A 24,883-nucleotide genomic window follows, 5' to 3' on the forward strand; every position below is an offset into this window, starting at 1 on the left:
TGTGTTCTAGCTTGAAAAATGGGTGTAAGGGTGTAAGGGTATAGGGGTGTAAGGGAAAGACTTTTTCATATGTTTTGGTGTACGCAGTTCATGAGGGCTACTTTTTCTTCTTAATCAATTAAGCCTGCTTCTCTGGCGCGGATTTTAGTCATAATTCTGATGTTTTTACCTTGATTTCTCAGTTCATTGCAATCAATGCCCAAGGCTGCTTGTAATGTATCCCAATGGTTGCGGACTGTGCGTTCAGATACACAAATATGTGCAGCGATCGCTTTATCTTGTAATCCTTCATTAAAGGCTAGGCTGAGTAATTTTAATATCTCTGGTTTAATATTTAATTCCTCATATATATTTGGATAAATATAGATGTCTGTAATTTCTTTGATAGATGTAAAGCCCCTGAATGCTCCATCTATTCTAGAGAGCATTTCTTGATTAGTAATATTTTTATTAGCAATCACAAAACCCCCTTTATGGTTATCAATTGCTGGTTTCAGTTGCACTAGTCTTTTCACATAGGAGCTTTGGACGAGAATATTTAATTTAGGATATACTTGCATCACTTGCTGCAAAAGTTGCAATCCAATAGAAGTCTGTGGTATTTCGCCTTTTTTTTCTGGTAAACAAATCTCTATGATTAGAAGATGAGGTTTTATAGTCAAGATTTGATTGAGTGCATCATTAGCTGTTTGAGCAACGCTAATTTTAGCATCAGGATATTGATGTTTAATTAGTTCCGATGTGCCAGTTAAACAGATATCAGAACCATCAACTACAACAATTTGCAAAAATGTGTTTTGTTCTAAAGATTGGTGCATAATTTTACTACCTGGATTTTTGATGAGAATCAGTAAACCAATTCAAAATTCAGAAGACTAAATGTAGGGTGAGTCAGTGCAATAGCACCTAACTATAATCAGAAATTATTTATGCTGACGCACCGTACCAAATCATCAATTTTGGTTAATATATTTTTTGGTGTTCCCTGTAGTAATATTAACCGCCACCACCGCAACCACCACCACAACCACCACCGCAACCACCACCACAGCCGCCGCCATCCCCACCGTAATGACTACTACGATTACTACGATTACTACGATTACTAGGATTACTAGGATTACTAGGATTGCTAGGATTGCTACTACCTAAAAATCTGGGAAGGATGAAGAAAAGAAAAAACCCAATAATCCACGGAAACCAATTAAAACTGGACTTTGAACTTTGCCATTGAGGGGGTTTTATTTGAATATCTGCATTATCAAATGTTACTTGAACTCCTAATTCTTTGCCTGGATCTATAGCTGTTTGAGCTACAACTTCAATCGTATTTGGATTAATTTGGCGGATATTAGCTGATGTACCGAAGCTTTGAAATTCTTTGATTTTAGTAGAAAATTGTTCAGGAAACTCTACTTTAACTTGTGATTGTTTAACAACAGCTTGACGTTTAGGAAAGATAGCTTTCCAATATACTTGAGCGTCATTACCATTGATATGTATCCCACCAATAACCCGATATTTTAACACAAAAGTATGGCTTGATGGGGCTTTGAGTTCGTGTTGCCAACGAATCCAAAACAGATTATTTTTTATATTGTTTTCTATGGGTAGTATTTGACCTTTTTCTGATACAGAAACATCAGTTATTCTGTCTAGTTTATCTAGAAGAATATAGCGATATCTTTGATTGTTATAATCTCCTGTGAATGTATATTTTTGCGTTTCTGTAACTAACATATCGCCGTTAGTTTGCACGGCAATATCAACATTGATAAATTCCCAGTAAAAAGGAACTGATTGGGCTTGTAGATGATGCAGAGGTAATATAAGACTAAAAATTAATGTGATACAAAATAGCAAAAGCCTTTTAATTCGCTGAGGATACATGATTATCTGAAATCCTAAATTTTCTGAGCTTTCTAATGGCATATCGTCAGCTAAATTGAAAATAATGATATTATTTACATAAATTTACAATTAAATCATTTATGAGTAAATCCCATTACTCATTACTCATTACTCATTACTTATTACTCATTACTCATTACTTAAAGACAGTTAAGTAGAACGACTGGAAAAAACCAAACTATGTAAATTAATGTAAAAAAAATTGCATTTAGTTCGTAGTAAGGACTTTAGTCCTCTCATAAGGACTAAAGTCCTTACTACAAACCTTTAATTATTTACACCGTTCTACTTATAGTCGTGATTTAAACCATTGAATTTAGGATAAATTACTGTGTAGGACAAGAAACGTCTTTAACAAGTTCAAAAGATAACTTGTTGTTAACATTCTTGACAGTTACTATTGCTCGTGTGGTAATTTCTTTGCGATCGCCTCTAGCATCAAACCGAATGGGTAAGCCTTGAATGGCTGCGCTAGATGCGGCTGTATCGCCTCGAATCCCGGTTTCAGATAATTTCTGTCGGATATCTTGACGGGTTACGGGTGACTTTGATAATTTAATACTCTGTAAAATTGCTTGCACAGCTTCGTATGCTAGGGCTGTTCTGCGATTTAAATCACCACCCCAGTATTTATTGATCTCTTTTCTTAAGTTTTCTGCACCACATTGTTGAGGATGCCAATCTACTGCTAAAAATAAGCTATTGACTGTAGCATCTTTTGCTTGATCAATAACTTTTTGAAGATACATCGGATTGGCAGCTAAAATCGGTTTTGTACCTTGATTTAATTTAATGATCTCAATGGCTTTTTGCAATGCCATACTATCATTAGTGCCACCATCAGGTAATAATACTAAAGCGTCAGCATTATTCACCTGTGGAGGCAATTTAGTAATATCAAAGTTGCTATCTGATAAATCAAATTTAGCAATTATACTACCATTAAAGGCTCTGATTACTTGCTGAAATTGCTCAAACAAATCCTTGCTAAATCCCTCACGAGGATTATAAAATACGACTACTTTGGGGTTAGGCTTTTTGAGGTCATTCACTAAATACTGTACTAAACTATCTGCCTCAACTCGGCTAGAAGAAACAGTACGATAAAAGACTTTATTGGGATCGTAACAATCAGGATTTGATTGTAAATTAACTATTGTGCTGGTGGGAGAAATCACCACTAAATTTTTAGGAGAATAAACCTTTAAAGCCGCACAGGTGTTAGGAGAGGTGTAGTGTCCCACCACTGCTAAAATATTGGGATCATTGGCTAAAATTTTTGCAACTTGCTGCGCTTGTTGACGGTTGTTGTTATCGTTGGCAATTACAACTTTTAAGTTGATGTTATTTTGATTAACTGCTACATCTTGCATTTGAGCAACGCCAAACACGATATCTAAGCCAAAGTTGACATTTAATGGTGCAGCTACAGCAATGGTATAAATTGGGGAATTAGGGTTTTGCTGATGCCGCAGATTTACCATAGCATTATTACGATAAATCAGAATTTCTGGATCTTGGAGTGCGGCTAAGGCTGCTTGATGAAAACCGGGAACAGATTTATTGATTTGGTATTGATAGCGCAGGTAGTCAAAAATCTTGATAGCATCGCTGTATTTACCTTCAGAAAATGCGGCAATACCTTTAAGTTTTAAGGAAAGATATGGTTCACTAAGTTGAACTTTGCTATTAGCAATTGGCTTGTTACCATAGCTCACAAATTGTTGAATATTTTCAGAGCTTGGTTTGATGCAAAGTGCAGGGAAAACTTGACAGCGATTAGTAATGATTGGAATAACTACAGCGATAATCACCGCTACAGCAGCTAATCCCAATTTGAGGAAGTGCAAGTTTGAGGAAGTTGGCTGAGACTGTTGGGGAGTTGTATTCGGCCAAGTGAACTCCGGTTGATTGGGATTTAAGCAAACAGTTGGTAGCCAAGAAGCAGCAGGGAAATCAGCTTGTATAGATTCTAAGCGATCGCGCGCTTTCCGTACTGCTAAACATAAGGGTGTACCTTGAGAAAATTCCCGCAAAAAGTAAAGTAAAAACTGATACGCAATCCGATCTGGGACTGGTTCTCGCATCACAATTACCGCCGGAACATTCAATTTCCCTAAAAAATCAGCAATTTTTAATCCATCACAGGAATTGAAGATTGCTAACTTTAAACCCTTTGTCACCGCACTGGTTAAGCGTTGACGTAAGGTGTGTAACGGTAAAGATTTACCATGACTAATTTGAATCTGTCCAGTCAGTCCTTCACTAGAACTATGTCCGGCGAAAAACAAAATCTGCCATTCTTGATCAAATAATAAATGAGAAAGGGTTTCTTCATCCGGTTCTAATATCTTAGTAATTTGCGCTCCACGCTGTTCTAGAAGTTGTAAGGCGGCTTCATCTTCTGCTAGTTGTAAACCACCTTGAGAACTGCCGAAAATAGCTAAAACTTTCACCGGTGCGGTGAGGGTGGCGACTGGTTTACGAAACCCGGTAAATAAGGCAAACTCAGCATGAGGCAGCTTGGCGAATAAATCCCAGGTATGCCAAGGAAGTCTGCGAAGAATTTCGTTTTGTTGCTCATTGCCTGTCTGACACCTGATAATAATGGGGACAGATTGATCAGTCCTGACTCTGGTATTAGCGAGAATGCGATCGCGTAAACTATTGAAAGTATGATCCTCAAACCATCTGCGACAAGCATTTTCTAGTTCTTCGGCAATGTTTCTCCATGTTTCCCGGCTAGCTACATTCGTTACCTGTGCTGGAACTGCTTGCAGTTGACGGCTATTCTCTAGTGAAATATTTTGCCAGTCTTCATACAACTGTGGTATTTCTGGTGCAGCCGGAATCTTGGGTAAATTGTCATCATCTTGAATAGTCAAACCATCTTCTAAAATTTGCAGCTTGACAGCAAAACCGTCAACAAAGCTACCGTGATTAATCTCAATGATGACAGTCACGTTTTCAGGTGGTTGAGGTTTAGAGGATGGTGACACCATAAGCAAGGCAGAGGTGAGGAATTTATGTAATTAGATAAGCATGATTGAGTAAAGCTCCGCAATGATCAGCTAAGGATCAGTTACCGTAATTCGTAATGCTTAAGTTTGGAGAGTTGCGCTTAAACTATAAAATCCTCGGTAAAAGTGGCATCATCTAGAACAACGCTGATACTGAAGCGATCGCCTGGATTTGCTGTAAACTTAAACTGAATATAATCATCTTGCTGGCGGGATTCCACTTCAAAAAATTGATTCCCGATTTCATCTAGTCCAATTAACTTCAACCCGACTGGTAGACGAGATTTTTTTTCTGGGGGATATAACCTGAAAAGAATTAACACCCTGCCGTCTGATTTCGGCAAAATCCCCACTATCAATACTACCGCATGACCTAATAGATAAATTCCTAAATCTTTAGCACTGATGACGGGGCAAGCTGGATGTTTGGGATCTAGTTCCCAGAGTAATTCCGCAGACTGCCAACGAATTTCATCATCTGGGGTAGTTTGGATGAGATTTACTAAAGCTTCCTGGGGACTAAGATTACCAGGATGATGAGTAGACTGACGACGGTAGAGTTGTTCTACCTGTTGAGGTAAGGAAACTTGACTACGCTGGGGATGAAGTGCCGCACCTCGAAGCATATTTAGTAAGTTTTGGGGAGGTTGCCAATCGAATTGAAAGTTGCGTTTGAGCCATTGACTTAGTTGTACAGTTAACTCTGATGGTGGTTCTGATGTTAACAACTCCAGTAAAACATCAAGGGGTTGAAAATAACTGCGTGGTAGTTCACAAACAGCGACAGATTGCACAAATCCTACAATTTGCGCCTCTTGGTAAGGCTCATCTAGTTCAATCATCACATAGCCCAGACGATCTGACCAAACTTCCGGGGGAATGTAACATTTGCGATCGCACTTTTGCAAAGACCGACATTCTAAAAATCCGTTTAAACTGGGAATATACAAGTCTGCAATGTTTTCTAACTGTTGTTCTAAGGGATTCCAACAGTGGCTAGCTGTTACATCGGTATCAATTCCCATAATTTCTAAACAACGCTGAGTTACTAACACAGCTAAAGTATTACGATAAACTTGTTGCGATCGCGCTTGAGTTGGCTGTTGTTGAGCAAAGTGGTAAGCTTGTTGGCGATCTGTAGGTGCGATCGTTATTGTAATTGGTTCAATCATGGTAGGTAACAAAAAACTTGTGATTAAGAATATAGAAGTGTCTGATTGTGTCAGTTTAATTAATTAGACAACAACTCTTTAAAAATCGGAAAACATCGCATCTTGCAAAATCTCCTCAAAGCCGTGACTTCCACTTGATGCTTTTGAGCTACAGCATCCCAAGAAAACTCACCTGTGTCTCGTAACATCTGCAAAATATGAATCAATAAAAACTGACAGTTAACATCAGGATGATTTTGCATTCGGCAATTTCGCAACCGATGAGAATGATTCTGCACTAACTCTAACCATTCTTGGATAGTTTCCTGCCAACGCTCCGGCTCAGGCGCAGGAGGATAAATCCATTCCTGATTTTCTTCATTATTGGGAAGATATAACCGTCTTTGATATTCTTTATTTTGTTCTCGAATCACATCTAAAAGGCGGAATTTTAGCTTTTGGTTAAACCAAGTCACAAAACTACCCTTTTCGGGATGATATGCTTGACAAATATCCCTATTAAACCATTCCCAAGTACGTGATAAAGCTTCCTCATAAATATCCGGCGATATCTTGCCACCCCCACACCAAATTAACCGAGAACACTTCATCATCAAGATAATCAAATCTTTCGCCTGAATTGCCAAATTGAGATCATCCGTTTGACAGGCTTGCTCAAACAACCATCGCCGCGCCGGTATATCATTCATGATTTCCTGGAGCTTTTTTGGTTGCTGTAATAGCTTGCTCTTGGCACTGGGATTAGTTAAAGCCGCTTCTAGCCAGCTAATTCTCATCAATTCATTAGACATAGAAATTCTTTAATTGAGGTTTGAATCTCAACACAGCACCTACTCCCCCCTAAACTATCTGAAGGGTTATCAGGGTGGGAGAGATCAAAACTAGCTATTGTTTACAAAACTTCATCTGGTGGATGCCAACCAGCTTTTTGGTAGCATCATTGACTGTCATGATTCAGAAATGATTTTGGCATTGAGCAAGGTAAAAATTCTATCAAGTTCCAATATACCTGCTAATTCAGCATCTTCCTCTGGGGTGAGCAAGTCGGCTTTTCTCTTGTTAGACAATTCTTCCAGTCGAGATTGTAATTCTTCAGTAAATTTAAATAAATATATGTTCCTAACTTGACTGAGTTTGATTCCAGATTCTACCCAGAATGAGGGTTGAACCATCATTTGAGTAATCATAATCTGTGGTTTCGTTGAATTGGGAGGACTTGTCGTATTTTAACAACCAATCTTACCAGTTTGGTAGTTATACCAATTCTCCAAACTTAAGCAACAGATGCAAAGCTTGAGATCGAGATGGTATCTGAGTTTCTTAATTGCGAATTGCGAATTGCGAATTAGTAGTTAGGTTCTCTCGCACTGACGCACCCTACATTTCTACTGCTATGGGTTCAACTAGCAGCAAAGTCAGTAAATTTTCGTTTGTATGGGGCTTTAAAAGCCAACACTATATCTTGTTTAGGAACTCCAGCTTCTACTAATTCATTAGCGACTCCGATTTCCGTTCCATCGCGTTCGATCCAAATTTTCCCATCTTTAATTTCTACGTAAATAATACAACCAAATATTCGCGTTAGGTCTTGCCAACCAATATTCATAACTTGATAGCGCGCGCGCTCAGTATCAAATAACAATTTGACTTCCGTCTGACTATTTGAGCGATTTTTTGCGTGATTTTCCAGAATTTTTTGGACTATTTCTTGATAATTTAGTCTCTCCATATAACAATCTCCTCTCGTTCTGGATTAAAAATCAGTAATTTTATCTGATATTCACCAATTATTCTTTGAATAAACTTCCGACTAAAAAACTCATTATAAACATCTACTGGAACGGCTAAATACAAAATCCGATCAGGTTCAGTCAACCTCAATGCTAAACGGTAATTGAGACATTGACCAAGAGCTAGGTGAAATTCAGTTACATCGGAAGCTCCTAAAAAGGATTTTATCTCTACTGCTATTTTTTTACCAGTTTTTTCAGCAGCTAAAATTCTCTCTGCTGTTAGGTCTATGTAAAAATCAATATCCTCAACTTGAATAAATAGATGCTCGTCAGTAATTGTCCATCTATCTTTTTCGAGGGCTGTTTTAACTGTATTATGAAATATATCTTTAGCTGGCATATATATTGATTAACGAGGAACAGGGAACGGGGAAAAGTTCGTCCGTTCGTTCCCTCTCCCGAAGGGAGTTGATTTTACCATAGATAATTGGTGTTGGGTTTCCTTGCGTCAACCCAACCTACGCCTCGCTAATTCTAGCTTATTGGGTATGTTGTCATATCATCGCACCGTGATGCGTGTCTGCGCGATCGCTAAACCTCGTTCTGTACGAATTATGCCTACTTGACTCATAATCAAAAAATATATCTTTATTTAAATTTTAGGCGATCGCATCCCCAACCAATATTTACAGTTTGGTAGTTTGGTAGGGTGCGTCAGTATGAATAATTTCTCGGTATAGTTAGGTTATCTCACACTGACGCACCTTAGATCGCCAACGGAATTAACGCACGGTTTCGGTTTCCCGCAAAGCTTCAGTATCTATGGGTTTGATGAGGAAAACTAACAGCAGATTCCAGACAATGGCTGCAATTAAAGGTAATTTGCGAATCTGTTTCACAAATTTGGGCTGAGAACTGCGCTCAATTTCTGAAATTTGCAAGTTATATCCTGCACAGCGTTGTAAAAGTGGGAAAAACTGCGGATGTTCAGTATTTAACATTACAGGAAATGCGCGTCCTGCTGTTTCGTTGGTATTATAAACTACTTGGCGATCAAATTCTGTGGCATCTAATCCTAGGGACTTGTAAAAACCTGCTCTTTCATGAACTGTCATGGTGTGGGTAGCAAATACCGACAGCAAGAAAAAGCGACTCCACAACCTAGCCTTCCAGGTTTTCCATAGTTGCGGTTGAGAACGTAACAAAGCTTTGAAGATGTCGCCGTGGCGGTTTTCGTCCTGACACCAACTCTCAAAGTAGCGGAAGATGGGATAAAACTGGTTTTCCGGGTGCTTTTGTAAATGTCTGAAAATAATGATGTAACGCCAATACCCAATTTTTTCTGATAGGTAAACGGTGTATATCACCCACTCTATCGGGAAAAATGTATAGGTGCGGGTTTTAGTTACGGTGGCTAAATCTAGGGAGAGTTTAAAATCACCCATTGCTTTGTTAAGAAATCCTGCGTGACGGGCTTCATCCCGCGCCATCAGTTGAAACATCTCCGCTAGTACGGGACTGCGATTTTTCAACTTACGGGATAATTCCTTAAACAGCAAGAAGCCGGAAAACTCGGAAATGCAAGAGCGTTCCAAATAATCAATAAATGACTGCCGAGCTTCACCCTGAATGTGTTCCCAAGATTTCTCAAACGCCTCATCCCGCACGAAATGGTGACGGTTGTAGTCGGCGCGCATTTCTGCCAACATCGCCTGCAATTCTGTATCCTGGGCAGATAAATCTAGGTTGGCAGTCTTTTCAAAATCTGTAGTATAAAAGCGAGGCGTAAGTATAGTTTCTTTGCTGGGAGCTTTAATTCCTGGTTTGGGTAGGGTGTTAACCATAAGTAATGCGGTAATCAAGTAAATAATTCCATAACTATCAAGTTATGATAAATGAAGTTCTTTCGCTAGACCTGTTTACATTCCTTTAGCAAAGTCAGAGAGACTACAACCAGCTTATACAATAGAAAGCTTTGAGGAATGGGGTTTCGAGAATTTATTAAGTTTTGAAACTTACCTGATCTAAAATAACTCGATAACTATAGAGTTATTAAAAGTGGTAATTACCCTTACTTAAAGGTTTAGAGGTTTTAACATGGGTCGTCATTCCGATAATTCTCTGCAAGAATCTTCAAATCACACTATATTGCTGACATCTCCTACCAACGTCATACCCAAGGATTCACGGGAGCGAGTGCAGCAATTCATGCAGAATTTACAGGATGAGATTTGCACCGCTTTAGAGCAACTTGACGGGGAAGCGCGCTTTCATCAAGACTACTGGGAGCGAGCAGAAGGGGGAGAAGGACGTACTCGCGTGATTCGGGAAGGGCGCGTTTTTGAACAGGGCGGAGTCAACTTTTCCGCAGTGTGGGGAAAGAGCCTACCGGCTTCGATATTGGCGCAACGTCCAGAAGCAGCCGGACATGAGTTTTTTGCCACGGGAACATCAATGGTATTGCATCCCCGCAATCCCTACGTACCAACAGTACATCTCAACTATCGCTATTTTGAGGCTGGCCCTATCTGGTGGTTTGGTGGTGGGGCTGATTTAACGCCATACTATGGGTTTCAAGAGGATGCAGTTCACTTTCACAAAACGCTAAAAAATGCTTGTGATATCCACCATCGAGAGTATTACCCCACCTTTAAACGTTGGTGTGATGAATACTTCTATTTACGCCATCGCCAAGAACAGCGAGGTATAGGCGGGATTTTCTTTGATTATCAAGATGCTAGCGGTAAGCTGTATGTTGGCACTCAAGCAGATAGTCCAGCCGGGATTTATAGCCAGAAAGTAGGAAATGTTAGCCGCAATTGGGAAGATATCTTTGGGTTTGTGCAGTCTTGTGGACAAGCTTTCTTACCTGCTTACTTGCCTATTGTAGAACGGAGACAAGGAACAGAGTATAGCGATCGCCAGCGTAATTTCCAATTATATCGTCGCGGTCGTTACGTCGAGTTTAATTTAGTTTACGACCGGGGTACAGTATTCGGTCTGCAAACCAAGGGACGCACAGAATCAATTCTCATGTCTTTACCACCTCTAGCACGTTGGGAATATTGCTACGAACCAGAGGCAGGAAGCCCGGAGGCTGAATTGACGGAAGTTTTTCTGCAACCGAGAGATTGGGCGTAGGAGAGGCTGGGGGGCAGGGAGCAGGGGGCAGGGGAGGGGGACAAGGGAGACAAGGGGGACAAGGTAGAAATATTTACCCCAGTCCCCAGTCCCCAATCCCCAGTCCCTAGTCCCCAGTCAAAACATAATCAAAATTTTTTAACTAATGAATGAGGTATTCATTATGAGTAGCCATTTAGATGTGCGGTTACGGGAAGGTACGAAACATTCCCATACTTTGGCAGAAAATACTGCTTTTATGAAATGTTTTTTGAAAGGGATTGTCGAAAGAAGCTTTTTCCGTAAATTGTTGGCGGATCTTTACTTTGTTTATTGTGTATTAGAAGCAGAATTACAGCGTTATCAAAATCATCCTGTACTGGGTTCTATATACTTTCCTGAATTGAATCGTCAAGCCAATTTAGAGAGAGATTTAGCCTATTATTATGGTGAAAATTGGCAAGAGCAAATTAGTCCTTCTCCAGCCGGAGAAGTTTATGTGAATCGTCTGCGGGAAATCGCTAATACCCAACCTGAGTTATTAATTGCTCATGCTTACACCCGCTACATGGGAGATTTATCTGGTGGGCAAGCATTGCGAAATATTGCCCGTTCTGCAATGAATTTACCCGCAGATCAAGGGACTGCAATGCACGAATTTGAACAAATTTCAACTCCAGAAGCGAGACGGGCATTTAAAGAAAAGTACCGCGAAGCGTTGAATTGTTTGGCTATTGATGAAGCGATGATTCAGAAAATTGTAGACGAAGCTAACTATGCTTTTGCTCTGAATCGGGATGTGGTTCATGAATTAGAAGCTGATGTGAAAGCTGTCGTTGGTGAGCATATTTTTGACTTGATGACTCGCCAAGATAAACCAGGAAGTACAGAACATACTCCTGAACAAAGTAAGGAATTGAATTACAGCATTTAAATGTTGTTAACAAGTATGTAGTAAGGACTTTAGTCCTTAGAATTGTTAGGACTAAAGTCCTTACTACGAACTTTTAATTACGCATTACGAATTATCATGAATCTTTTGTCACAAACTGTTAGATTTGATGCTGATTTGCTCAGAAAATATGATCAGCCTTTACCCCGCTACACTAGTTATCCTCCAGCTACAGAGTTAAAAGAGGATTTTCACGAGGCTGATTTTAAAGCTGCGATCGCTGTTGGGAATTACAAGCAAACACCCTTATCTTTGTATTGTCATATCCCATTTTGTGAAAGTGCGTGTTATTTTTGTGGTTGTAATACTGTCATTACTCCAAATAAAAAGCTGGCTGAACCTTATCTGAATTACTTGATTCGTGATATTCAACAATTAGCATCTTTAGTTGATCACAAACGTAGTGTACAGCAGTTACATTGGGGTGGTGGTACTCCTAACTATTTAACTTTGCGTCAAGTTGAAACTCTTTGGTATACCCTCAATCATTGTTTTGATTTTGATGATGATGCAGAAATTTCTATTGAAGTCAATCCCCGCTTTTTAGATAGAGATTATCTCTTGGCGTTGAAAGATTTAGGTTTTAATCGCATTAGTTTTGGCATTCAAGATTTTAATTTTCAGGTACAGCAAGCTGTTAACAGAATCCAGCCGGAAGAAATGCTATTTCAGGTGATGGATTGGGTGCGTGATGCTGGGTTTGCTAGTGTTAATGTTGATTTGATTTATGGTTTGCCTTATCAAACCTTAGAGACTTTTAAAAGTACAGTTAAAAAGACAATTCAACTCAATCCAGACCGAATTGCGGTATTTAACTTTGCTTATGTACCTTGGTTAAAACCAATTCAACGTTTAATTCCTCAAGACGCATTACCATTAGCACCAGAAAAACTGGATATTTTGCGGATGTCGATTGAAGAATTAAGCAGCAATGGCTATGTTTTTATTGGCATGGATCATTTTGCCAAACCTAATGATGAATTAGCGATCGCGCAACAACAAGGTCAACTACATCGCAACTTCCAAGGCTACACAACCAAACCAGAGTCTGATTTATTAGCGTTTGGTATGAGTTCAATTAGTATGTTGAATGATGTGTATGTGCAGAATCATAAACGAATAAAAGATTACTATCAAGCGATTAATAGTGATAAATTACCGATTGAAAAAGGAGTTAAACTCAATCAAGATGATATTGTGCGACGAACAATAATCATGGAATTGATGTGCCAATTCCAACTTTCACCTGATAGCATCGAGGAGAAATATCATTTACATTTTGATAGTGATTTTTCTGAATATTTCCAAAGAGAACAATTACAACTACGACTCTTAGAAGCCGATGGTTTAATTAAAGTTTCTCCCAATTATATTGAAGTCACACCAAGCGGAAGATTACTCATCCGTAACATTGCGGCTGTATTTGATGTCTATTTGCGTGAACGTGCAAATAGTGGTTTTTCTAAAGCAATTTAAAGAATTGGGAATTGGGAATGGGGCATTGGGCATGGGGAATTGAATTTATAACATCTGGCCTTCTGAATTTTGAATTTTGAATTTTGAATTGTATCGAGGAGTGTTTGTGAAATTTAATTCAATGAGAGCTTGGTCAGATAATTCTGAATCTTTGCGGCTTGATTGGTTAGCTGTAGTATTTTTCGGTGCTATTCATGCAGTAGCATTATTAGCACCCTGGTTTTTTTCGTGGTCTGCATTGGGTGTAGCGGTGTTTCTGCATTGGCTATTTGGTAGTATTGGAGTTTGCCTTGGCTATCACCGAATGTTAAGTCATCGGAGTTTGCGAGTACCTAAATTGTTAGAATATGCGATCGCAATTTTAGGTGCTTTATCCATCCAAGGAGGGCCGATTTTCTGGGTGGCTGGACACCGTTTACACCATGCTCACACGGAAGATGAAAACAAAGATCCCTACTCGGCGCGGAGAGGTTTTTGGTGGAGTCATATGTTATGGATTCTCTACCCCAAAAAGGATTTCTTTGATTATGAGTCCTATCAAAGATATGCTCCCGACTTAGCAAGAGATCCCTTTTATTGTTGGCTTAATCGCTACTTTTTGCTACTACAAATTCCCGTAATATTACTGTTGTATGCTTTAGGTGGTTGGTCATTTATCATTTACGGTGTATTCGTAAGAGCGGTGATTTTGTGGCATACAACATGGTTTATCAACTCCGTCACCCATATGTGGGGCTATCGCACCTTTGAGTGTAATGATAATTCCCGTAACCTCTGGTGGGCAGCAATTCTTACCTATGGTGAAGGCTGGCACAACAATCACCATGCTTATCCTCACGTAGCTAAATGTGGCTGGCGGTGGTGGGAAATTGACATTACTTGGTGGGCGATCGCATTATTAAAAACCATAGGTTTAGCAAAAGATGTCAACTTACCACCGAGGCAGGTAATTACTAATTCGTAATACCGCTACGCGGAAGCAAGCTACGTAACGATGCTCCCGCCCCGCTCCGCTAAACGTAATTCGTAATTCATTTGGTAGTAAGGACTTTAGTCTTTTTTTTAGGACTAAAGTTCTTACTACTAACGTGCTAATTACTATTTAGAGGTTGTTTGAAAAGTCCTTTTATATCTTTAACATTATCCCAAAGTAACCGAGGAGTTAGCTTTTCTTTTTGCAAATAATAGTTAATCTTGTCATGGCTAATATAGGAATCCGACTTGAATATTGAAATTATTTGCGTAGGTAGGGAACGGGGAACAGGGTTGGGGGAACAGGAAAAGAAGTAACACAGGTGTACTGAGTTTTTTTCAGAAATCAAATATGATTCCTATATTTTCTAAATGTTCTGCTAAATTAGTAATTGTATAATTAATTTGGCTACTAAGCAGATACTGGCAATAATCCAATTTAGTAAACTTCATATTCAATCATTAATCAACTATTAACATTTCCTAACTATTTTACCAATCAAGCCATACTAATAGTATTTTTATTATCTATGTTGCTTGTAATTAAAAATCAATTTTAAGAAATGTAAAACTCCCTTTTTTGCTTGCACTTTCATTTTTGAACCCTGCTTGATATCGATGACGCAACTCCGTCTTGCCGATACTGATTGTGCCAGTTGCGTAAGTCCTGATAACCCCGTGCTATATTTGGTTAGGTTTTTCCCAAATGTAATTTATAAATTACAATTGCAATTACTTAAGCCAATGGTTCAGCAGCCAATGTCGCCTAATCAAGCTCCCAACCCATCAGCACAACCTGAAAAAATGTATTTACCGCGTACCAGCGAATCAGAACAGTTAAAGAAGATTCGCCATACCGCTTCCCATGTGATGGCAATGGCAGTACAAAAGCTGTTTCCTAAAGCGCAAGTGACAATCGGCCCCTGGATTGAAAATGGATTTTATTACGACTTTGATAATCCAGAACCATTTAGCGATAAGGATCTCAAAGCCATCCAAAAAGAGATGGTGAAAATTATCAATCGTAAACTGCCAGTAGTTCGGGAAGAAGTCAGCCGCGAGGAAGCAGAACGCCGTATCCAGGAAATCAAAGAACCCTACAAATTAGAAATCCTGGGGGATATTAAAGCAGAACCCATCACAATTTACCACCTGGGGAATGAATGGTGGGATTTGTGTGCAGGGCCTCATGTAGAAAACACTAGCCAACTCAACCCCAAAGCCATAGAATTAGAAAGTGTTGCGGGTGCTTATTGGCGCGGGGATGAAACCAAAGCCCAATTGCAACGGATTTATGCTACTGCTTGGGAAACTCCTGAACAATTAGCTGAGTATAAGCGACGCAAGGAAGAAGCATTACGGCGTGATCACCGTAAACTCGGTAAAGAATTAGGTTTATTTATCTTCTCAGATCAAGTAGGGCCGGGTTTACCTTTGTGGACACCCAAAGGGACTTTGTTACGCAGTATCTTAGAAGACTTTCTCAAACAGGAACAACTCAAACGGGGTTATTTGCCTGTAGTTACCCCCCACATTGCTAGAGTTGATTTATTTAAAACCTCTGGACACTGGCAAAAATATAAAGAAGATATGTTTCCCCTGATGGCGGAAGACGAAGCGGCGGCGGCACAAGAACAAGGTTTTGTTCTCAAGCCGATGAACTGTCCTTTTCATATCCAAATATACAAAAGTGAGTTGCGTTCCTACCGGGAATTACCGATGCGCTTGGCTGAATTTGGTACTGTCTACCGCTATGAACAGTCAGGAGAATTGGGCGGTTTAACTAGAGTGCGTGGTTTTACTGTCGATGATTCCCACTTGTTTGTGACTCCAGAACAATTAGACGATGAATTTCTGAATGTAGTAGATTTAATTTTATCGGTGTTTAGAAGTCTGCAACTGAAGAATTTTAAAGCTAGACTGAGTTTCCGAGATCCAGCTAGTGATAAATATATTGGTTCGGATGAGGTGTGGAATCAAGCCGAAGGTGCAATTCGTCGTGCTGTGCAGCAACTGGGAATGGAATACTTTGAAGGTATTGGGGAAGCGGCATTTTATGGGCCGAAACTCGACTTTATTTTCAGTGATGCCTTAGAAAGAGAATGGCAGTTGGGAACTGTACAGGTAGATTACAACTTGCCAGAACGCTTTGATTTAGAATATGTGGCAGAAGATGGCAGTCGTAAACGTCCAGTGATGATTCACCGTGCGCCGTTTGGCTCTTTAGAACGGCTAATTGGGATATTGATTGAAGAATATGCGGGAGATTTCCCCTTATGGTTAGCACCAGTGCAAGCAAGATTGTTACCTGTGGGTGAAGCACAGTTAGACTTTACCAAAGATGTGGCAGCAAAGATGCGCGCTGCGGGCATTCGTGCGGAAGTTGATACAAGTGGCGATCGCTTGGGTAAATTGATTCGCAACGCCGAAAAGGATAAAATCCCTGTAATGGCAGTTATCGGTGCAAAGGAAGTCGAAACCAACACCTTAAGCATTCGCACCCGTGCTTCTGGAGAATTGGGAGCTATCCCTGTGGATGAGGTGATCGATAAAATGAAAACAGCGATCGCTAAATTCGAGAACTTTTAGCAATTAAACTCTCCCCCTGCCCCTGGCTGATAGGTGTAGGGGTGTAGGGGTTTAGGGGTGTAGGGGTGTAGGGGTGTAGGGGTTTAGGGGTTTAGGGGTTTAGGGGTGTAGGGGTTTAGGGGTGTAAGGGTTTAGGGGTGTAAGGGTTTAGGGGTGTAAGGGTTTAGGGGTGTAGGGGTTTAGGGGTGTAAGGGTGTAGGGGTAGGGTGTTATCATCGGTGAGCCAAATTCAATAAGTAATAAGTAATAAATCATGGGTATTTACTCATTACTCATTACTCATTACTCATTACTCATTACTCATTACTCATTACTCATTACTCATTACTCATTACTCATTACTCATTACTCATTACTTAAAGAAGAAAAGGATTGTGCATGAATTTTTCACCCCAAAAAAGGTACACAGTCAACAGCCTGCCCCCTGCTTCCTACCTATCCCCAGCTTGGTTATCTGAAAGCTTGTCGTTTTTCTGAGGTGGTACTTTTGCTGGTTGGTTATCAGTTGCAGAATTTTGCTTAACTTCCACTGTCGGCACTACTACAGAAGAATCTGTGTTTTTGGATTCTGTAGCGGGTACAGTTGGCACTACCACAGGTTTAGGTTGTTTCTCACTGGGGGAGGGGGTAGAACTTTGGCTATCGGAGGATGGGGAAGTTTTACCAGAGTTGGCGGGGTTAGCTTTGCGAGAGGAGCGAATTTTCCTCAGTTTCTCTACTAGGGATGGTGAAGTTGTTGTCTGGGGTGAAACAGGAGATTTTTCTCTATTGCTGTTGGCGGATGCTTCTGTGTTGGGTTCTGGTGATGGTTGTGTAGCCGGGGTGTTGGTACTTGCAGGTGCTGTCTCTTGTTGTGGTAGTCTACGTCTCCGTCTTCTGTAATTAGAAACAGGTGCAGTTTCTCTAGAATCAACGGTGGTAGAGTTTTGGATATTGTTATTTTCTTCGGGTGATGTCAGAGTAGTATTTTTACCTGCCGGTGCGATGGGGCGTTCTTCAAATAATGGCTTTGAGGGTGATTTTGGCTGAGAACCAGAAAAAAGGTTGGTAATGCCAAAACCAGCACTAGCAGCAATTGCCGCTACACCAACACCTAAAATCACCTTAGAACCAGCCAACTTCTGAGCTAGAACTGTGAGGTTTGGCAGTGGGGAAGTTTTCTTGATAGGGCTGAAGATATTACCCTTAGCTGCATTTTCTAATTGATGAACAGATAAATCAATTGTCGGGATGGCATGGGTGGGGATAACTTGCGGTGCTACATTCACACCACTACCTGGTAGGAGTTGTAGCCACTCAGCCACGGTGGCGGGACGAAATCGAGATTCTACAGCCATGCCACGCATGACAGCTTGATTGACGGCTGCACTCAGATGGGGTTGTAGTTCGCGGGGGGCTGGCATTTGTTCGCGATCGCGTAATAATGCTGGTAAGGGTACTTGTCCGGTTAATAAGGCATATAAAGTAGCTGCCAAACCATACACATCTGTGGCGGGTGTACGCATCGCTTGGGTTAAATACTGCTCAATGGGTGAATAACCCTCAGATACTATCCCGGTGTGAGTTTGTCTCACACCATTATTAAATTCACGGGCAATCCCAAAGTCAATTAGGATAACTTCCTGAGTGCCTTGACGCAGAATAATATTGTCTGGTTTGATGTCTCGGTGCAGTAAACCATTGCTGTGAACTACCTGCAATGCTGCGCCAATTTGGCGGATGTAATGAATAGCTGTGGCTTCCGGTAAAGGTATTCCTGGCAAGATAAAAGCTTCTCCCAAGGTTTCCCCAGGAATATATTCCATCACCATGTAAGGTAAGCCATCTTCTACAAAAAAGTCGCTGACTCTGACAATATTAGGATGGACACAGGTTGCTAACCTTCTGGCTTCATCTTGGAATTGTTGCTCGAACTTGGCAAAATCAGGATGTTGTCGCAGTTTTTCATTAATTGTTTTCATCACTACCTCTTGTCCTAAGTAGTGATGAGTAGCTTTAAACGTGATGCCAAAGCCACCACGTCCAATTTCTTGGTTGAGGGTGTATTTCCCGCCCTGCAAAGTTTTGCCTGCTGCTAACATAGAGAGTTTTGCTTCCTGAGTCCTGATTCCGCAATAAGAATACGGTACTGGTTTCTAGTGATCGGGAGACTACCAAAGAAAAAGTCTGTCCATTACTAATTGTATTAGTTAGCTAGCTTTCAGCTTGGCTACAATCACGGACAATTAATTTTTGGGGTATCCCGCCATAGTCAAACCCTCCTGTGGCTGACTGTAGTCTTCCTTTAATAATACAGTAGGGGAAAAATCATCACCATCTAAAACAAAATCTGCCAGATTATATAAAGATTTAGTAAATCTAGTAGCAGAGCAACAATTACTTTGATACGTCGATTAGAACTGATGGGACGACGAGCAACCAGTAACCGCAGCAGTAGCCACAGGGAATAAAGTTGGATGGGGAGGAAAAGTAAAAGTAAACCAATTATGGCTGTGCGAAATGCCCTATCTGCGGTTGCATCTGCCCAGGATATGGTTTCGATATCATCATCTTCTAGCCATTCATCTGGGGAGTCTTCTATCTCGAACTCAGAACCAACTAAAATCTGTTTGGCTTGTTCTAAATCTGTTTGTTTAACTTGTAATTTAATCCAACCGACGGCTACTGTGAGATGCCATGCCATGTTGACTGTAGATTCATTAGCTAAGTAGCATGGAATACCTTCAGATTCTAATAGCTGCTTGGCTAGATTGGCATCAACATAGCTACTAAAAGTAGATACAGTGACAAAATTATTCACCATGCCGTTGTGAGGATATTGAATCCAGCAAGATTTATTCTGTGATTGAGTATACGTGTAAATGAGTAATTTTAATTGATCCCGAAATAAATTAAAATAATTTACCTCAGTAAATACGGTGTAGTTTTAATTATTTAAATTGGCTATTAACAGTGCAAAAAAATTGTAGTAAGGAAACCCACAACAACATCTATCTTGAGTTTTTGAGATTAATGTTGGGTTGCGCTGTGCTTAACCCAACCTACGATCTGCGTTCTTTCAGGGGATAATTGGCTATTGTCCTAATTCGTTAATATTATTCATGACTTGCTGGTATAAATCATTATTGTTTTGTTTTTGAAAGATTTCTGCGGCTTTTTGCAAGTCTTGTAAAGCTGCTTGTTTGTCACCTTGAGCAGCACGAGCGTTACCTCGATTGTTGTAAGCAGGGGCAAAGTTGGGATTAAGGCGAATGGCTTGGTTATAGTCGCTGATTGCTCCTTGTGTATCACCTTGGGCGGCGCGGGCATTACCTCGGTTATTGTAGGCAATGGCATATCTGGGATTGAGGCGAATGGCTTGGTTAAAGTCTTCTATTGAGCCGCTTTTATCTCCCTGCACAGAAAGAGCATTACCACGATTGTTATAGGCTTCAGCGTAATTAGGGGAGAGGCGAATGGCTTCGTTATAATCTGCGATCGCACCAGCTTGATCTCCGAGAGAGGCGCGGGCATTTCCCCGACTGTTGAAGGCTTCGGCATCGTTGGGAGAAAGGCGGATGGCTTCGTTGTAGTCGGCGATCGCTTTTTGTTTGTCGCCTGAATCAAAGTAGGCTAGTCCTCGTCCTCTGTAGGCTGCACCATAGTCAGAATCTAGGCTTAGAGCTTTATTATAAGCGGCGATCGCTGCTTGTAAATTACCTTGGGCGTGCTGTCTTTGTCCCTCAAGATAAGCTAATCCTGCTTGAGAGTTTTTCGCTGCTCGACGGCTAGGAGTATTGACTCCTATTTCTGTCACTAACACATCTTTGTTGTTACTACAAGAAACAATGGTAATTGCGCTCAGTGCAGTCAAAACGCCTATGGTCAATATTTTAGTTAACTTCACCTGCCTTTGCTCCAATAACCGCAGTTTTATCAGTCGCTCTCAATCGCCGTCACAACTCAATTCAATGTTTAAGAATTACTATTGCGATGTACCCAGCTAATAGACGCGCTTACCTCCTTTCCTCTAGGTTTAATTAACAGTAGTCTGCTTGCACAACCGGGAATTTTAGGAAATAAATTTTGTTGTTATTTATTATACTTTTGCCAAATGTATTTAATTATATATCTGAGCAACCTGCTAAATAATTACCCATTTTCCTATTCTTAATCTGCATCATCATCTACCTTTTTGGAAGTCAAGCGGTAAGATTGATTGATTTCTATATCTACAGATAACTGTTCGAGATTTTCTCCTAAATCTTTTTGCATTTTCTGAGTGAGTGTCACCGGAAAATCTAAACTAATATCTTGATTTTGTATTAGTCTAGCCAGTTCTGTAAACTGTACTTTTACCACTTTGCGCTCGTAACTAGTGAGTTTACAAAAAGCTGTTTCCGCTACATTTTGCGCTTGCATGGCTTTTTTTAACCGCTCTTGTAGATGCTCATATTCAGAGTTTAACAGTTTCCATGCTTCGGTAACTTCAGCCAGTTGTGTACTGATCACTGTTAAATCTTCTGATATGGGGTCTGGGTTACTTGCTAATTGCAATTCTAACAAATTCTGATGGATTTGAGCAAGATAAATACAGTCTAAATAAGCATATTCTATTTGTGCATCACTGAGTGGTCTTTGTCCCCAATCGCTACTTTGTGCTTGTTTATCAACATAGTTAAAATTACATAATTCTGTTGCTAAAGTTTGCAATTTATAATTAGGTAATGGGAGGAGGTAGTAGGGAATTGTTTTAGCTAATTCTAAAGTGCAAGTGATATTTTTAGCTTGTTTATTGCCCAAGAATTTTAGATCATAACTAGCGTTATGAAAGACTTTTTCAATGGCTGGATTGCACATTACTTGCTCAATAAACTCAGCGACTAGATCAGGTTGATTCAGGACATCTAAAAGGTAAACGCGATCGCCTGTCATATCGTCAGGATCATCTAATACCTGAATCAGTGATAATCTAGGATGACGACTTTTATATTCTGCTACTTCTGTATCTATCCACAGAGTAGTAGATTGAGTATATTCGGCAACTTTGGCACGAATTGCACCCGCAGCACTCAAGTATGGCATTGGTCAATATTTCCTGAAATTTGGGTTACAATTTCCCAAATTAACATTTTGCTGATACCTTGTGCTGCAAGGGTAAGGGAGTTCCCAGTAATACCAAGTTGCAGTCAAAGATAGTAACGTGGGGTGGGGAGTGTGGGGTGTATGGGAAGTGTGGGGTGTATGGGAAGTGTGGGGAGTGTGGGGTGTGTGGGGTGTGTGGGAAGTGTGGGGTGTGTGGGAAGTGTGGGGAGTGTGGGGTGTAGGAATACTATTTCTGAAAGCAACTTAGTATAAATAAATGTCCAATCGCTGGTAGATAGGGGAACAGGGAGAGAAAGAAACCTGGTAATCTAATTTTTGGATATCCTTAACAAAGTTGCTAACTTTTAGGAGTTAGGGAAGCAGAGGAAGTTGGACTAACTAATTTCTGTGTTTTCTCTTTTAAGGCAGTCAAGCAGCGATAAGTTTTACGCACAAAATTAAGTATAAAGTAAGGAATCCTCAACCGGAGTGGTGAAAGAATGGGACGATAGAGCCAGTAGTAGCCTAGCTTGAGATTATCCCATTTAGAACATTTTTCTTGATGGAGAAAGTCAGAAATATCTACTACTAACCCTCTCCCTTCATACATCATGACGTTGCGCCCGTGAACATCGTGGGGGTAAAGTCCTTGCTGACGAGCATAATCTAGAGCTTCATCGATATCATGAATTACTTGCTTAGGGATACGCAAACCCCGTTGGATGCAGTCGTATAATGTCACCCCATATAATCGTTTGAGAACTAAGCAACCGTCTTTTGCATATAAACATTCTGAAAATGCGGGGTGAGAACCGAGACGGCGATACACTTCTACTTCTTCGTCAAATCCTGCTCTTCCCGGTGCATAAATTTTGACTACTACATCTTGATATTCAGGGTGATTAACTACTGCCGCATAGTTACCTCTACCAATCAATTGCCAAGGATGGGGAAGATAGCGCACTTCTACGGGATCGTGGGGGTTGACACTTTCGACTTTAAAATCAGGTAATAACTCTTGATGAATACTTGCAATCAGTCGATGTATATGCTCATTCATACTAGTTTCGGCTGTTGTGAAGTAAATGAAGCCGTCGGTATTGATCAGTATATTTCATCTCATGACCAAACTAGATTTACATTTATTGAATGAGAACAATACATCTATCGAGTTCTTTTATTCAAGCCAAAAGTCTTGCTACTGATACCTGCATAGCGGCAAACGCCAACGGTGTAATATATCCCTCGGCAATAGTTTGTACTGATTTGTACTGACCATTTTCAGGTTCTCGAAATACAATTATTTGCTTGCTAGACAAATTTAAAACCCAATATTCAGGTATTTTGGCATGAGCATAAATGGCAGCTTTGAGTTCTAAATCTTTTTTTAAACTCGTGTTAGCAACTTCAATCAGCCAAAAGATATCTTGTGGCTGAGGATGACGTTCATTGTAGGTAGATTCAGGCGATCGCACAATGGCAATGTCTGGTTCTGGTTCAGAGTCAGATAGGGTGATTGGCCCGTTGAAGCGGACATCTGCTAAACCAATCAATAATTCCTCTAGATATTTTGCACCTCGCTTGGCGGTGTTGTAATGGATTGGCGTTTCTGGACTCATTTCCACAATTTCCCCTGCTAACAATTCTACGGGGCGATCGCGCAAAATTCCTGCTGCAATCATCCGGTGATAGTCATCCACAGACCATTTAGCTAGTGTCTTCATAGCAGAAATAAAAAATATGCCAGTTGCGTAAGTCCTAAGATAAATTTATATTATGCTAATTGCTCAGGATATAAGTAAAAGTTGCATTGATAATTTTATTCCCAATATTCGGAAATAAATACCATGACAAGCAAAAATCATTGAATTATCCCAATTCAAATTGTGAATATTTTGATAAGGTAACACATATATGGATGTAAGATTATGACCCAATCTTTGCCAAAATTACTGACATTGGATGAATTTATCGAATGGTATCCCAACGATGGTAAACGCTATGAATTACGTAACGGAGTAATTTTTGAAATGCCCCCTCCCACCGGAGAACATGAAAAAGTCATAGCATTTTTGTCACGTAAATTAACGGTGGAGTTTGATCGTCTGAATTTACCCTACGGTATTCCCAAAACTGCATTCGTCAAAACTCCTAGTGCTGAATCTGCTTATTCACCCGATGTCTTGTTATTAAATCTAGACAACCTCCGCAACGAACCGCTTTTTCACTCATCTTCAACAGTCAGCCAAGCTGTATCTGTGCCTTTAGTGGTTGAGGTTGTATCGACTAACTGGCGAGATGATTACTACAACAAATTTAGGGATTATGAGGAAATGGGCATTCCTGAATATTGGATTGCTGATTATGCTGCTTTGGGAGGTAGGAAATTTATCGGTAATCCCAAACAACCTACTATTTTTGTCTGTAATTTAGTTGATGGTGAATATCAAATGACTCCGTTTCAAGGTAACACAGCGATTAAATCACCTACCTTCCCCCAATTAACTTTAACCGCACAGCAGATTTTTGATGCTGCTAACTAACCCACATCACCAAAATAAAATCATGAGCTTTCGCATATTCCCAAATCAATAAATCATCACTTTGGGTAAGTCCGAGTAATTTTACGTGTGTTGAATTTGGATAAATGTCCGCAATTTGAGCAATAATTCTGTCAGAAAGTTTTTCGTCTAGAAGTAGTTTCACAGTGATGCTACAAATAATTTTCTCTCGCGGTCAGCAGCAAAAGCCAAACAAGCTTTGATATCTTCAGATGTAAGTTCAGAAAAGTCTTCTAAAATTTCTGTCTGTGTCAAGTCGCTTCGCTCCAATTCAAAATTCAAAATAATTTGTTTTCTTCATTTTGAATTTTGA

General features: G+C 40.1%; 25 protein-coding genes. 8 read left to right on the forward strand and 17 right to left on the reverse strand.

Going from position 1 to position 24,883, the window contains the following annotated elements:
• Nucleotides 1-110: 110 nt before the first annotated feature.
• The 8 genes from ACPZ3T_RS09965 to ACPZ3T_RS10000 all read right to left on the reverse strand — a co-directional run bounded on the left by ACPZ3T_RS09965 (nt 111) and on the right by ACPZ3T_RS10000 (nt 8,236).
• Entirely contained in the window at nt 111-818 is a 708-nt protein-coding gene (locus ACPZ3T_RS09965; RefSeq protein WP_490275713.1) for a DNA-binding response regulator, read from the reverse strand.
• A gap of 178 nt (nt 819-996) precedes the next feature.
• Entirely contained in the window at nt 997-1,932 is a 936-nt protein-coding gene (locus ACPZ3T_RS09970) for a DUF2207 domain-containing protein (RefSeq protein WP_490275717.1), read from the reverse strand.
• Between the two features lie 305 nt (nt 1,933-2,237).
• Nucleotides 2,238-4,913, reverse strand: a complete 2,676-nt coding sequence (locus ACPZ3T_RS09975) for an ABC transporter substrate-binding protein (protein ID WP_490275719.1) — start codon at nt 4,911-4,913, stop codon at nt 2,238-2,240.
• 119 nt (nt 4,914-5,032) lie between these two features.
• Nucleotides 5,033-6,103 carry a DUF1822 family protein gene (locus tag ACPZ3T_RS09980; RefSeq protein WP_490275721.1) on the reverse strand — a complete coding sequence of 357 codons (1,071 nt, stop codon included), beginning with the start codon at nt 6,101-6,103 and terminating at the stop codon, nt 5,033-5,035.
• A gap of 59 nt (nt 6,104-6,162) precedes the next feature.
• Nucleotides 6,163-6,894 (reverse strand): hypothetical protein, encoded by a 732-nt coding sequence (locus tag ACPZ3T_RS09985; protein ID WP_490275723.1) that lies wholly within the window; start codon nt 6,892-6,894, stop codon nt 6,163-6,165.
• Nucleotides 6,895-7,050: 156 nt separating this feature from the next.
• On the reverse strand, nt 7,051-7,290 hold the full coding sequence (locus ACPZ3T_RS09990; protein ID WP_490275725.1) for a hypothetical protein: 240 nt from the start codon (nt 7,288-7,290) through the stop codon (nt 7,051-7,053).
• A gap of 212 nt (nt 7,291-7,502) precedes the next feature.
• A complete protein-coding gene (locus ACPZ3T_RS09995; RefSeq protein ID WP_490275727.1) occupies nt 7,503-7,832 on the reverse strand; it encodes a XisI protein in 330 nt (109 codons plus the stop codon).
• Nucleotides 7,820-8,236, reverse strand: a complete 417-nt coding sequence (locus ACPZ3T_RS10000; RefSeq protein ID WP_490275731.1) for a XisH family protein — start codon at nt 8,234-8,236, stop codon at nt 7,820-7,822. The genes ACPZ3T_RS09995 and ACPZ3T_RS10000 overlap by 13 nt, the downstream gene beginning before the upstream one ends.
• Before the next feature lie 103 nt (nt 8,237-8,339).
• On the opposite strand from ACPZ3T_RS10000, the gene ACPZ3T_RS10005 reads away from it, so the two are divergent.
• A complete protein-coding gene (locus ACPZ3T_RS10005) occupies nt 8,340-8,462 on the forward strand; it encodes a hypothetical protein (protein WP_490275734.1) in 123 nt (40 codons plus the stop codon).
• Nucleotides 8,463-8,618: 156 nt separating this feature from the next.
• Here the strand turns inward: ACPZ3T_RS10005 and acsF are convergent, their stop codons facing one another.
• Nucleotides 8,619-9,680, reverse strand: a complete 1,062-nt coding sequence (gene acsF, locus ACPZ3T_RS10010; protein ID WP_490275736.1) for a magnesium-protoporphyrin IX monomethyl ester (oxidative) cyclase — start codon at nt 9,678-9,680, stop codon at nt 8,619-8,621.
• A gap of 253 nt (nt 9,681-9,933) precedes the next feature.
• On the opposite strand from acsF, the gene hemF reads away from it, so the two are divergent.
• The 5 genes from hemF (at nt 9,934) to thrS (ending at nt 16,945) form a co-directional block, all read left to right on the forward strand.
• Nucleotides 9,934-10,977, forward strand: a complete 1,044-nt coding sequence (gene hemF, locus ACPZ3T_RS10015; RefSeq protein ID WP_490275738.1) for an oxygen-dependent coproporphyrinogen oxidase — start codon at nt 9,934-9,936, stop codon at nt 10,975-10,977.
• 163 nt (nt 10,978-11,140) lie between these two features.
• Nucleotides 11,141-11,890, forward strand: coding sequence for a biliverdin-producing heme oxygenase (locus ACPZ3T_RS10020; protein WP_490275740.1), 750 nt, complete (start codon nt 11,141-11,143; stop codon nt 11,888-11,890).
• 96 nt (nt 11,891-11,986) lie between these two features.
• On the forward strand, nt 11,987-13,384 hold the full coding sequence (gene hemN, locus ACPZ3T_RS10025; protein ID WP_490275742.1) for an oxygen-independent coproporphyrinogen III oxidase: 1,398 nt from the start codon (nt 11,987-11,989) through the stop codon (nt 13,382-13,384).
• Nucleotides 13,385-13,505: 121 nt separating this feature from the next.
• Nucleotides 13,506-14,348 carry an acyl-CoA desaturase gene (locus tag ACPZ3T_RS10030; protein ID WP_490277181.1) on the forward strand — a complete coding sequence of 281 codons (843 nt, stop codon included), beginning with the start codon at nt 13,506-13,508 and terminating at the stop codon, nt 14,346-14,348.
• 752 nt (nt 14,349-15,100) lie between these two features.
• Nucleotides 15,101-16,945: a threonine--tRNA ligase gene (gene thrS, locus ACPZ3T_RS10035; RefSeq protein ID WP_490275744.1), complete on the forward strand. Its 1,845-nt coding sequence runs from the start codon at nt 15,101-15,103 to the stop codon at nt 16,943-16,945.
• Nucleotides 16,946-17,376: 431 nt separating this feature from the next.
• Here thrS and ACPZ3T_RS10040 read toward each other — a convergent pair whose 3' ends face one another.
• The 4 genes from ACPZ3T_RS10040 to ACPZ3T_RS10055 form a co-directional block, all read right to left on the reverse strand.
• Entirely contained in the window at nt 17,377-19,026 is a 1,650-nt protein-coding gene (locus ACPZ3T_RS10040) for a serine/threonine protein kinase (RefSeq protein ID WP_490275746.1), read from the reverse strand.
• Between the two features lie 236 nt (nt 19,027-19,262).
• Nucleotides 19,263-19,748, reverse strand: coding sequence for a putative signal transducing protein (locus ACPZ3T_RS10045; protein ID WP_490275749.1), 486 nt, complete (start codon nt 19,746-19,748; stop codon nt 19,263-19,265).
• 270 nt (nt 19,749-20,018) lie between these two features.
• Complete coding sequence (locus tag ACPZ3T_RS10050; protein ID WP_490277182.1) at nt 20,019-20,861, reverse strand: tetratricopeptide repeat protein; 843 nt, start codon at nt 20,859-20,861, stop codon at nt 20,019-20,021.
• Between the two features lie 233 nt (nt 20,862-21,094).
• The gene (locus ACPZ3T_RS10055) at nt 21,095-22,009 is read right to left on the reverse strand and encodes a ribonuclease D (RefSeq protein ID WP_490275751.1); all 915 of its coding nucleotides are present in this window, start codon (nt 22,007-22,009) and stop codon (nt 21,095-21,097) included.
• Between the two features lie 130 nt (nt 22,010-22,139).
• Here ACPZ3T_RS10055 and ACPZ3T_RS10060 point away from each other — a divergent pair, with 130 nt between their 5' ends.
• Nucleotides 22,140-22,277 (forward strand): hypothetical protein, encoded by a 138-nt coding sequence (locus ACPZ3T_RS10060; RefSeq protein WP_490275753.1) that lies wholly within the window; start codon nt 22,140-22,142, stop codon nt 22,275-22,277.
• A 90-nt stretch (nt 22,278-22,367) separates the two neighbouring features.
• Here the strand turns inward: ACPZ3T_RS10060 and ACPZ3T_RS10065 are convergent, their stop codons facing one another.
• The gene (locus ACPZ3T_RS10065) at nt 22,368-23,069 is read right to left on the reverse strand and encodes a serine/threonine protein kinase (RefSeq protein WP_490275755.1); all 702 of its coding nucleotides are present in this window, start codon (nt 23,067-23,069) and stop codon (nt 22,368-22,370) included.
• A gap of 121 nt (nt 23,070-23,190) precedes the next feature.
• Entirely contained in the window at nt 23,191-23,733 is a 543-nt protein-coding gene (locus tag ACPZ3T_RS10070; protein WP_490275759.1) for a Uma2 family endonuclease, read from the reverse strand.
• 204 nt (nt 23,734-23,937) lie between these two features.
• Between ACPZ3T_RS10070 and ACPZ3T_RS10075 the strand changes: the two genes are divergently transcribed.
• Nucleotides 23,938-24,552 (forward strand): Uma2 family endonuclease, encoded by a 615-nt coding sequence (locus ACPZ3T_RS10075; RefSeq protein WP_490275766.1) that lies wholly within the window; start codon nt 23,938-23,940, stop codon nt 24,550-24,552.
• On the opposite strand, the gene ACPZ3T_RS10080 is transcribed toward ACPZ3T_RS10075, so the two are convergent.
• Both ACPZ3T_RS10080 and ACPZ3T_RS10085 read right to left on the reverse strand, forming a co-directional pair.
• The gene (locus tag ACPZ3T_RS10080; protein ID WP_490275769.1) at nt 24,545-24,715 is read right to left on the reverse strand and encodes a DUF5615 family PIN-like protein; all 171 of its coding nucleotides are present in this window, start codon (nt 24,713-24,715) and stop codon (nt 24,545-24,547) included. The two genes, ACPZ3T_RS10075 and ACPZ3T_RS10080, sit on opposite strands and share 8 nt — an antisense overlap.
• The gene (locus ACPZ3T_RS10085) at nt 24,712-24,825 is read right to left on the reverse strand and encodes a DUF433 domain-containing protein (protein ID WP_490275771.1); all 114 of its coding nucleotides are present in this window, start codon (nt 24,823-24,825) and stop codon (nt 24,712-24,714) included. The genes ACPZ3T_RS10080 and ACPZ3T_RS10085 overlap by 4 nt, the downstream gene beginning before the upstream one ends.
• Nucleotides 24,826-24,883: the final 58 nt, after the last annotated feature.

It is taken from the genome of Aliinostoc maniaoense, from assembly GCF_058172895.1.